Genomic DNA, 3,357 nt, shown 5'->3' with positions numbered 1-3,357 from the left:
CCTTCGGGTAGCCCGCCTTGCGCGTTTGGCAGCAAGAAGTGATGAGCGGTTGGCGAATAGGGAGTGGCGAATAGCGAATGGGGCTCTCTATTCGCTACTCGCAATTCGCTATTCGCCTTTTTTCTAGCCGCTGTTCCGCAACCCCGCCGATATCCCGTTGATGGTGATCTGAATCCCGCGCAGCAACTGCTCGTCCGGATTCTTCGCGCGGTGTTCCTTCATCAATTCCACCTGCACGTGGTTGAGCGGATCGAGATAGGGGAAGCGGTTGCGGATCGAACGCTCCAGCAGCGGATTGCCCTGCAGCAGCCGCTGCTGGCCCATGATGTCGAGCAGCATCTCGATCGACAGGTGCCATTCGCGGCGGATACGGCCGAAAATATTCTCGCGCAAGGCGACATCCGGCACCAGTTCGGCATAGCGCGAGGCGATCGCGATCGAACTCTTGGCCAGCACCATGTCCATGTTCGACAACAGCATGCGGAAGAACGGCCATTGGCGATAGAGCTCCTGCAGGAACGGCATGCCCTGCTCCTTGTGTTCGGCGATCCAGCTCTCGACCGCCGAGCCGAAACCGTACCAGCCCGGCAGCATCAGCCGGCACTGCGCCCAGCTGAACACCCAGGGAATGGCGCGGAGGTCCTCGATCTCGCGGGTTTTCTTCCGCGACGCCGGCCGGCTGCCGATATTGAGGGTCGCGATTTCGGTGATGACCGTCGAACCCCAGAAATAGTCGGCAAATCCCTCGGTCTCGTAGACGAGGCCGCGATAGGCCTTGAAGGCGAGCGCCGACAATTGCTCCATCGCCTTCAGGTATTCGCCGCGCGGCGCGCTTTGCCGGGGTTGCAAGAGGCTTGCTTCCAGGGTCGCCGCCGCCAGAATCTCCAGATTTTCGCGGCCGACGTCGGGATTGGAATATTTGGAGGAGATGATTTCACCCTGCTCGGTGATACGGATCTGGCCGTTCACCGCGCCGCCCGGCTGCGCGATGATCGCATCATAGCTCGGCCCGCCACCGCGGCCGACCGAGCCGCCGCGGCCATGGAACAGCCGCAGCCGCACGCCGTGGCGCGCGAATACGCCGATCAGGCCGATCTCGGCCTTGTAAAGCTCCCAGCCGGAGGTGACGAAGCCGCCATCCTTGTTGCTGTCGGAATAACCGAGCATCACTTCCTGCACGCCGCCGCGGCTGTCCACCAGCTTGCGGTATTCGTGCAGCACCAGCATGCGGTCCATGATGCCGCTGCAGGCCTGCAGATCCTCGATGGTCTCGAACAGCGGCACGATATTGACGGCGCTGCGGCCGGAGGGATCGACCAGCCCGACCTCCTTCAACAATAGCGCCACCTCCAGCATGTCGGACATCCCCTTGCACATCGAGATGATGCATTGGGGGATCACGTCCCGGCCGAATTTGGCGTGCGCCTCGGCGGCCGCATGGAAGACCGCAAGTTCGTCCAGCGTTTCCTCGCTGTATTTCACAAAGGACGAGGTCAGCGGCCGCGGGTTGCGCAGTTCGCCCGCAAGCAGGGCGATCCTCGCATCTTCGCTGAGCGCGCGATAGGACATGCCGGGCGTCGCGGTATCCAGCAGTTCGGCAACCGTGCGCTCATGCACGGCCGAATTCTGCCGCATGTCGAGCCGGGCGAGATGGAAGCCGAAGCAATCCACGGCGCGGCGCAACAGCCGCAGCCGGCCGCGCGCGATCACGCGCGAGTTGTTCGCGATCAGCGAGCGGTCGAGCACGTCGAGGTCGGCCTTGAACTCCTCCACGCTCGCATAGGGCGCGGCCTCCCCGACCGGGGGCCGTGTGGTCTCGACCTCCAGCTTCGGCGCGGTCGCGGTCAGCCGGGCGTAGATGCCGGATACCGCGAGGCGATAAGGCTCGCCGCGCCGGTGCCGCGAGGTGTCCGGCGAGCGCTCGGCGAGCGCGCGCAATTCGTCGGAGATATCGGCAAGATGCGCTGCGAGCGATAATTCGGCGCCGAGCGCATGCAGCTCCTCCAGATAGAAGCTCAGCACGCGGCTCGACTGCAGCCGCAGCGTGCCGCGCATCACTTCCGCCGTCACGAACGGGTTGCCGTCGCGGTCGCCGCCGATCCAGCTTCCCATCTTCAGGAACGAGGCGAGCTCGCCGTGATCGCCGCCGTCGTCCTGGTCCAGCCGGTCTTCAAGGCGGCAATGCAGCTGCGGCACCTCATGCAGGAAGGTATAATCGTAGAACGACAGCCCGTTGGCGACTTCATCGAGTACCGTGAGCTTGGTCCGGCGCAGCAGGTTGGTCTGCCACAAGGTGAGCACGGCGCGGCGCAATTGCTCGTCGCTCGCAGCGATCTCCTCCGACGTCATTTGCATCCGTTCGCGACGATTGAGCAGCGCCGCGATTTCCATCTCGCGATCCATGGTGCTTTTGCGGCGCACTTCGGTCGGATGCGCGGTCAGAACCGGGCTGACCAGCGCGTCACCGAAGAACCGGCGCAGGTCGGCCGCGCTGAGCCCTGCCGCCTTGGCATGCGACAGCGTGCGGGCAAGCAGGCTGGCGCGTGAACTGCGCGAGCGCATCTGGCGGATGTTGTTCTGATCCTCGGCGATATTGGCAAGATGGGAAAAATAGCTGAACGCGCGCACGATGCGCACGGTCTCGCTGATCGACATGCCGTCGAGGATGGTTTCGAGCTCGCGCCGTGCCAGTTTGTCCTCATCGCGGTGAAACCGGATCGAGGTCTGCCGGATGCGTTCGACCAGGTCGAACACGTCGGCGCCCTCCTGGTCGCGCACGGTATCGCCAAGGATGCGCCCGAGCAGCCGGATGTCTTCCCGCAGCCGCGTGTCCGCCTCCAGCGCTTGCGCGTCCTCGGCGCGATTGGCGCGGACCTCGGTGTCGGAAGGCAGGGTCTGGGATGACATGGCTGACTAACTCCAGAGGCTGCCCGGCAGTTCCGGAGTGTGCAATTATTTTACCGCAGCGCAAGATGAAGATAGAGGCGCCCTTATCCTCGTCCCGCCCTCTCGTCATCCCCGCGAAACGCCGGGACAACACGATACCTGTTTCGCATCAAATCCTCCGCCCCGCCCGCTCCCAATAGGGATCACGCAGCCGGCGCTTGAAGATCTTGCCGGAATCCTCCCGCGGCAGCCTGGCCTGGATTTCGAAATGTTTCGGCACCTTGTAGTCGGCGAGCGACTTCCGCAGTTGCGTGCGGACCGAAGCGATGTCGAGCGTCACCCCCGCCTGCGGCTCCAGCACCGCCAGCAGCGCCTCGCCGAATTCCTGGTCGGGAATGCCGAACACCGCGCAATCGTGCACGCCGGGAAGCGCATGCAGCGCGGCCTCGATCTCGGCGGGATAGATGTTGA

At 64.1% G+C, this 3,357-nt stretch carries 2 protein-coding genes; both read right to left on the bottom strand.

The window, feature by feature from the left end:
- Positions 1 to 123 precede the first annotated feature (123 nt).
- Entirely contained in the window at positions 124 to 2,907 is a 2,784-nt protein-coding gene (gene ppc / locus WCE35_RS15195) for a phosphoenolpyruvate carboxylase (RefSeq protein WP_424594164.1), read from the bottom strand.
- Between the two features lie 148 nt (positions 2,908 to 3,055).
- Positions 3,056 to 3,357, bottom strand: a 302-nt coding sequence (locus tag WCE35_RS15190; RefSeq protein ID WP_424594163.1) for an AMP-binding enzyme, incomplete at its 5' end; no start/stop codon positions are given.

Origin of the sequence: Bradyrhizobium sp. (assembly GCF_049691595.1) — a bacterium.
GTDB lineage: Bacteria > Pseudomonadota > Alphaproteobacteria > Rhizobiales > Xanthobacteraceae > Bradyrhizobium.
The sequence above is the reverse complement of the archived record's forward strand: the minus strand, read 5'-3'. Positions and strand labels throughout refer to the sequence as shown.